The following is a 7122-nucleotide window of genomic DNA, read 5'->3' as shown; positions in this document are numbered from 1 at the left end:
ACCTTCGCGAGCAGGCCCACGTCCCACCTTCGCGAGCAGGCCCACGTCCCACCTTCGCGAGCAGGCCCACGTCCCACCTTCGCGAGCAGGCCCACGTCCCACCTTCGCGAGCAGGCCCACCCTGTGAAGCGTGCTTCCGATTCGGTCGGCGTCGGAAGCCGTGGCCCCCGACCAGGAGGCCGGTATCGGCGCCTGGAGAGCTCAGTGGCCGCCCGCCGAGCCCGTGGTGCTCTTGGAGAGTTCCGATTCGTGCCGAGGCGCTTCTACACCGGCGTCGACCGGGACCTGGACCACGACGTTCCCGTTGTTCTTGAAGTGGAAGGTGACGTCGTACGCGAGGCCCGGGATGATGTCCTTGGTGAGGCCGGTGATCTCGATGCGTGCGGGTGTGGTCTCGCCGCCTTCGGTCTTGATCGTTTCGCCGCTGGTGTGGGTTTCCGCGCCGGCCTGCGGGGTGGAGACCACGACCGTCTCGGAGGGGGCGATCTCGAGTTTGCCGCCTCTACCCGGGGTGATCTGGACGGTCCCGAGGTCGGTGGTGACGCCGGTGAGTTCGTCGGTGCCCACCGCGCCGTTGTTCACGATGGACAGCGCGAGCGCGGCCTTACCGCCGGTGGTGTGGGTGGTGGTGCCGCTGCCGGGGAACACGATGTGCACGTTGCGCAGAGCGATATCGCCGGCGTTGGCCGTGTTGCCGTTGATGGCGGCGACCTGTACGGCGGTCTGGGAGATCTGGCCGGCGCCGCAGCCGGACAGGACGAGCGCCGCACCGGCGGCGAGCGCGGCGGCCGCCACCATGCGGCGCCGCCGGGTCGGGACCGGGCCAGCGGCAGTCACAGCAGTCAGGGCAGTCACGGGTTGTCCTCCATGTCCGAGTGGGCGCACTCCAACTAGGCACTGTAGTAGTTGGGTTCGGGCCGGGGGAGCACCGGGCGGTGTCAGGGGGGATTACGTGCCGCGCGGTGTGTGATTTGTCGCACGTCACGGTGTGTCCGGTGGCTCGCGGATCGTAGTCTCGCGCCACCCCCTGTGTGCGTCGTGGAACACCTCGTCGGCCGGGTGTCGCGTATATCCCGGCGCGTCGCGCTGACCGGTAACGATCGGGCCTCCGCGACCCGCTTGCGTGACCGCGTGGAGTGGGTTTACATATGCCCTCGGAGGGCCCGTGCCCGACACCCGTTCGGGCACAACGTGATGCACACCAAACTCGTCCTGTCAAGCCCCAGTACCTGGTCGTTGTGGCCCTGACCTGCGCAGTTGATCGCGCCGTTATCGAGTCGCGTGTTAAACTGTGAACATCGAAAGGGGCACGGGACACATGATTTTTAAGGTCGGAGATACCGTCGTTTATCCCCATCATGGGGCGGCTTTGATCGAAGCTATCGAGACCCGCACCATCAAGGGTGAGCAGAAAGAGTATCTGGTCCTGAAGGTCGCACAGGGTGACCTCACTGTTCGGGTTCCCGCGGAAAACGCGGAATATGTCGGCGTCCGCGATGTAGTGGGCCAGGAAGGTCTGGATCGGGTCTTCCAGGTGCTGCGTGCGCCACATACGGAAGAGCCCACAAACTGGTCCCGCCGTTACAAGGCCAACCTCGAAAAGCTCGCCTCCGGCGATGTGAACAAGGTGGCCGAGGTTGTTCGCGACCTGTGGCGCCGGGAACAGGATCGTGGCCTGTCCGCGGGCGAGAAGCGGATGCTGGCCAAGGCTCGGCAGATCCTCGTCGGGGAGCTCGCGCTCGCCGAGGGCACCGATGACGGCAAGGCCGAGACGCTTCTCGACGAGGTTCTCGCCGCGGCTTCCTGATCGTGCACAAAATAGACGGTCCCGGCCGTGCCGCCGGTCCCGTCACCGCACTGGTTCCTGCCGCCGGTCGTGGCGTGCGCTTGGGTGCAGATGAACCCAAAGCGTTCGTCCCGATCGGCGGCACACCCATGCTCACACTGGCTGTGAACGGACTGGTGGCTGCCGCGGTCGTCGACGAGATCATTGTGATGGTGCCCGCCGAACACGTCGACCGGACGGCAGCTCTCCTACCCCCCGACGCTCCGGTGCGGATCGTGGTCGGCGGCGCCGAGCGCACCGATTCGGTACGCGCCGGCCTCGCCGCCGCCGGTGATACGGCGTTCTTCCTGGTGCACGACGCGGCCCGCGCGCTCACTCCGCCCGCGCTGATCGCCCGGGTGGTGGACGAGCTGCGTGCCGGTCATCCCGCGGTCGTGCCCGCATTGCCGGTGGTGGACACCGTGAAAACCGTCGATTCCGGCGGGAATGTCACCGGTACGCCGGATCGTGGGGCGTTACGGGCCATCCAGACTCCGCAGGGCTTCGCCGCGGGGGCATTGCGTGCCGCGTACGCCGACCCGGGCTCGGCGACCGATGACGCCGGCCTGGTGGAGCGGCTGGGCGTCGCGGTGCGCACCGTCGCCGGTGACCCGCTGGCCTTCAAGATCACCACCCCGCTCGATCTGCGCCTGGCCGAATCCCTGCTCACCGCGCGCCCGGCGGTGACGCCGTGCTGAACATGCGAGTGGGGATCGGTACCGATGTGCATCCGATCGAACCGGGTCGTCCCTGCTGGATGGCCGGTTTGCTGTTCGACGGCGAGGACGGTTGCGCGGGGCACTCCGACGGTGACGTCGCCGCGCACGCCCTCTGCGACGCCCTGTTGTCCGCGGCGGGCCTGGGGGATGTGGGCTCGGTCTTCGGTACCGGCCGGCCGGAATGGGCCGGGGTTTCCGGGGCCGCCATGCTGAAAGAAGTGCGGCGACTGCTCGACGACGCCGGATACGAGGTCGTCAACGCCGCCGTTCAGGTGATCGGCAACCGGCCGCGGATCGGTCCGCGCCGCGCCCAGGCCCAGCAGTTTCTGGGCGATCTGCTGGACGCGCCCGTATCGGTTTCCGGCACGACCAGTGACGGCCTGGGCCTCACCGGGCGTGGTGAGGGGATCGCCGCGGTCGCCACCGCGCTGCTGCACTGTCCCGGGCGGCCGAGTGGACAGCCCGGAGACGGTGGCGAGGTGCGACCGGCATAGGGCCCGCGAGGCCGCCCGATCGGTTCTGTGGCCCGGCGCCGGGGCCGAGCCGGTCTCTCCGGTGATCGGTTCGAGCCGGTGAGCCGCTCACCGCGACAACTGCCGGCCGTGAACCCGCGGCAGTGGAATACCGAAGTTCCCACGCGCGGCCGAGCCGACTGCCGGTACACCCGGCCGCACCGCTACCCTGCCCATATCCCCCTGCACCAAATCCGAGTGCAATCCATACACGAAACTAGGATCGACTGCCGTGACGCTGCGCCTGTTCGACACCGAGAAACGGATCCTGCGTGATTTCACGCCGCTGGTACCCGGCCACGCCTCGGTGTACCTGTGTGGGGCGACCGTGCAGGGGCTACCCCATATCGGTCATGTACGCAGCGGGGTCGCCTTCGACATTCTGCGCCGGTGGCTGGCGGCCAACGGTTCGGATGTGGCGTTCATCCGCAATGTCACCGATATCGAGGACAAGATCCTCACGAAGGCGGCCGCGGCCGGTCGGCCCTGGTGGGAATGGGCGGCGACGCACGAGCGCGCCTTCGACCAGGCCTATCGGCAACTCGGTGTGCTGCCGCCGTCCGCCGAACCGCGCGCGACCGGCCATATCACCCAGATGGTCGAATTGATGCAGCGTCTGATCGACCGGGGGCACGCCTACGCCTCCGAGGGCAATGTGTATTTCGATGTCCGGAGCTACCCGGATTACGGGCATCTGTCCGGGCACCGGCTCGAAGATGTGCACCAGGGCGAGAGCGCCGGCCTCGGTAAACGCGATCCTCGTGATTTCACGCTGTGGAAAGCCGCCAAACCAGGAGAGCCGACCTGGCCCTCGCCCTGGGGACCCGGGCGGCCCGGTTGGCATCTGGAGTGCTCCGCCATGGCCGAGTTCTATCTGGGACCGGAATTCGATATCCATTGCGGCGGAATGGACCTGGTCTTCCCGCACCACGAGAACGAAATCGCGCAGTCCAAGGCGGCCGGGGACGGTTTTGCCCGGTACTGGCTGCACAACGGCTGGGTCACCATGGGCGGCGAGAAGATGTCGAAATCGCTCGGCAATGTGCTGTCCATTCCGAATGTGCTGAAATCGGTGCGTGCGGTGGAATTACGCTTCTACCTGGGCAGTGCGCACTACCGGTCGATGCTGGAATATTCGGACAAGGCGTTGCACGACGCCGCCCAGTCCTATCAGCGGATCGAAGCGTTCGTGCAGCGAGTGGCCGAACGCGGCGGGGACATTCCGATGGGTAAATGGACCGACGGATTCGCCGCCGCGCTCGACGACGATCTCGGGGTGCCGAAGGCACTCGCCGAGATCCACCACGGCGTGCACGAAGGCAACCGCGCCCTCGACGCCGGCGTGCTCGACACCGCCCGGGAACACGCCGGGCAGATCCGGGCCATGCTCGACGTCCTGGGCGTGGACCCGCTCGACCCGCACTGGCACAGCGCTGCCGATCATTCGGCCGCCGACGCCGCCCTGGACGTGCTGGTGGGCGCCGAACTGGAACGGCGGCAGCAGGCCCGGGCGGCCAAGGACTGGGCGACCGCCGACGCAGTCCGCGATCGGCTGCAGGCGGCCGGAATCGAAGTAACCGATACACCCAACGGTGCCGAATGGTCGCTGGGCGCACCTACCCCTGGAAAGGCGGGCTGATGGCCGGCAATTCACAACGTCGCGGTGCCATTCGTAAAGGCGGGACCAAGAAGGGGGCCGTGGTCGGGTCCGGCGGCAAGCGGCGTCGCGGGCTGGAGGGCCGCGGGCCGACGCCACCGGCCGAACAGCGCACCAAACATCCGGCAGCGCGTCGCTCGGCGGCGAAAGCCAAAGCCGCGCAGAACAATCCGCCCGGTCGCGCACGCCCGGCCGGTAGGCGCAGCGAGGACGGCCCTGAACTGGTGCTGGGCCGCAATCCCGTGGTGGAGTGTCTGCGGGCCGGGGTTCCGGCCAGCGCCCTGTACGTGGCGGTGGGTACCGAGAACGACGAGCGGCTCACCGAGAGCGTCCGCCTCGCCGCCGATACCGGGATCTCCATTCTCGAGGTGCCGCGCACCGATCTGGACCGGATGAGCTCCAACGGTCTGCACCAGGGCGTGGCGCTGCAGGTGCCGCCCTACCGGTACGCCCACCCCGACGACCTGCTGGCCCGGGCCAGGGAATCCGCCGAACCGGCACTGCTGGTGGCGCTGGACAATATCTCCGATCCGCGCAACCTCGGGGCCGTCGTCCGCTCGGTCGCGGCCTTCGGCGGTCACGGCGTGGTGATCCCGCAGCGCCGCAGCGCCAGTGTGACCGCTGTCGCGTGGCGCACCAGTGCCGGCGCCGCGGCCCGGCTCCCGGTCGCCCGTGCCACCAATCTCACCCGCACGCTGAAGGATTGGGCCGCCACCGGTGTTCAGATCGTGGGCTTGGACGCCGGCGGCGATCTGACCCTGGACGATTTCGACGCCACCGCCCCGACGGTGATCGTCGTCGGATCGGAAGGCAAGGGGCTGTCGCGGCTGGTCCGTGAGACCTGTGATTCGGTCCTGAGCATCCCGATGGCGGGCCCGGTGGAATCGCTGAACGCCTCCGTCGCCGCGGGCGTGGTGCTGGCCGAAACCGCCCGGCAGCGCCGCGCCTGAACGTCCGAGCACGGCGTCCCGTCCGCCCCGGCCGACGGGTCGGTAGCCGCCGGCTCGGCGCGGTGATCGGGCGTGTCGGGGAGCGGTCAGCGGGCGGTTCGGAAGTGAATCCGCCGCGCCCGGACCGCAAATCCGGCACCGCACCGTAGAATTCGTCATGTGGTGATACCCAACGCGCCCATCGGTAAGCCGGTAGAGCACCCGCATGCGACAGCGGTGCTGTTCCTCGGTGCGCTCAGCGTGCTGTGTTGCGGGCTGACCGGACCGGTGGCCTGGGCGATGGGTAAACGCGCACTCGATCAGATCGAGGAGTCCGGCGGCGCATACGGTGGCCACACGCAGGTTGTCGTCGGATTCATCCTGGGCGTCATCGGCACCATCCTCATGGTCGTGATGGCGGTGCTGTTCCTGGTGGTGCTGCTCGGCGGAGGCTGAGCGGCGTCAGTCCAGGCTCTGCTGCCCGGACCATTTCGTTGGCGCCCAGCTCGGCCATTCGTCACTGATCGAGCCGGACCACGAGGGCTGCCGGCGCTCCCGGAAGGCCGCCATCGCCTCTCCGGCATCCGTGCTTTCGGCGATGTGCTCGTTCAGATCGGCTTCGAGCCGCGCGACCACGTCGGGTTCCAGTCCGACACCCTCCCACAGCAGCCGTTTGGACAGCGCGGCGCTCAACGGGGCCGAGCCGCCCGCGATATCGTGCGCCACCGCCATCGCGGTCGGCACCACCTCCGCCGCCGGCAGGCAGGCATTGGCCAAGCCCATGGCCCGGGCTTCCGCTCCGTCGAAGGTACGGCCGGTGAGCAGGATATCGGCGGCATTGGCCAGCCCGGCCAGCCGCGGCAGCGTCCAGTGCACATAGCCGTCGGCGAGGACCCCGCGCCGGACCTGGCTCAGCGCGTAGACCGCGTCGTCGGCCATATAACGCAGATCGCACTGCAGCGCCAGCGCCAGCCCCGCACCCACCGCGTGCCCGTTGACCGCCGCGATCACCGGTTTGCGCACCCGGAACGGCGGCGGATCGATACTCGCACTCACCTCGCCCACCCGGTCCGACAGGTCGGCGCCCGCACAGAAAGCGGGCGGGGTACCGGTGATCACCACGACCCGGATGGCGTCCTCGGTGTCACACCGTTTCAGCGCGGCCCCCAGCGCCTCGGTCATCGCAGGATTGAAGGCGTTCTGTTTCGCCGGCCGATTCAACGTCAGGACGGCGATGCCCGTTGAGACATCGACGAGCAATTCCGAACTCATGGCCTGGATGGTAGCTGGGTTTATGGCGCGTCGGCGCGCGCGGGGTTGAGGATGCGGGTTGGTTCGCGAAGGTCGGAGATGCGGGTTTGCTGGTGGAGGTGCTGTGTTTTTTGGCGCCGCCTTCGGCGGCGCGGGGTTGAGGCCCCCTGGTGTCTCGCCGTTTCGGCCTCGAGACTCGAGCCTTCGGCTCATGCGCTTTCGAGGCCGA

The 7122-nt window shown here is 68.4% G+C and carries 8 protein-coding genes; 6 read left to right on the top strand and 2 right to left on the bottom strand.

Translation table 11 applies throughout. The annotated features are described in order from the left end of the window. Positions 1 to 201: 201 nt before the first annotated feature. Positions 202 to 837 carry a hypothetical protein gene (locus tag ACLML9_RS26805; RefSeq protein WP_411948116.1) on the bottom strand — a complete coding sequence of 212 codons (636 nt, stop codon included), beginning with the start codon at positions 835 to 837 and terminating at the stop codon, positions 202 to 204. 481 nt (positions 838 to 1318) lie between these two features. Between ACLML9_RS26805 and carD the strand changes: the two genes are divergently transcribed. From carD to ACLML9_RS26775, 6 genes are all read left to right on the top strand, one after another. Beyond that, on the top strand, positions 1319 to 1807 hold the full coding sequence (carD, locus tag ACLML9_RS26800; protein WP_011206964.1) for an RNA polymerase-binding transcription factor CarD: 489 nt from the start codon (positions 1319 to 1321) through the stop codon (positions 1805 to 1807). 11 nt (positions 1808 to 1818) lie between these two features. Then, on the top strand, positions 1819 to 2523 hold the full coding sequence (gene ispD, locus ACLML9_RS26795; RefSeq protein WP_411948118.1) for a 2-C-methyl-D-erythritol 4-phosphate cytidylyltransferase: 705 nt from the start codon (positions 1819 to 1821) through the stop codon (positions 2521 to 2523). Between the two features lie 2 nt (positions 2524 to 2525). Then, positions 2526 to 3038 (top strand): 2-C-methyl-D-erythritol 2,4-cyclodiphosphate synthase, encoded by a 513-nt coding sequence (ispF, locus tag ACLML9_RS26790; protein ID WP_411948117.1) that lies wholly within the window; start codon positions 2526 to 2528, stop codon positions 3036 to 3038. A 250-nt stretch (positions 3039 to 3288) separates the two neighbouring features. Then, positions 3289 to 4695 carry a cysteine--tRNA ligase gene (cysS, locus tag ACLML9_RS26785; RefSeq protein WP_265802839.1) on the top strand — a complete coding sequence of 469 codons (1407 nt, stop codon included), beginning with the start codon at positions 3289 to 3291 and terminating at the stop codon, positions 4693 to 4695. Beyond that, entirely contained in the window at positions 4695 to 5663 is a 969-nt protein-coding gene (gene rlmB, locus ACLML9_RS26780) for a 23S rRNA (guanosine(2251)-2'-O)-methyltransferase RlmB (RefSeq protein WP_411948115.1), read from the top strand. The genes cysS and rlmB overlap by 1 nt, the downstream gene beginning before the upstream one ends. Before the next feature lie 159 nt (positions 5664 to 5822). Next, positions 5823 to 6098, top strand: coding sequence for a DUF4190 domain-containing protein (locus tag ACLML9_RS26775; protein WP_030524119.1), 276 nt, complete (start codon positions 5823 to 5825; stop codon positions 6096 to 6098). Positions 6099 to 6104: 6 nt separating this feature from the next. Here ACLML9_RS26775 and ACLML9_RS26770 read toward each other — a convergent pair whose 3' ends face one another. Then, entirely contained in the window at positions 6105 to 6914 is an 810-nt protein-coding gene (locus ACLML9_RS26770; protein WP_411948114.1) for an enoyl-CoA hydratase/isomerase family protein, read from the bottom strand. Positions 6915 to 7122: the final 208 nt, after the last annotated feature.

The organism is Nocardia sp. NPDC002869 (assembly GCF_046764065.1).
In the GTDB taxonomy this organism is placed as follows: Bacteria; Actinomycetota; Actinomycetes; order Mycobacteriales; family Mycobacteriaceae; genus Nocardia; species Nocardia rhamnosiphila.
This window is presented reverse-complemented; position numbering and strand designations above follow the sequence as displayed.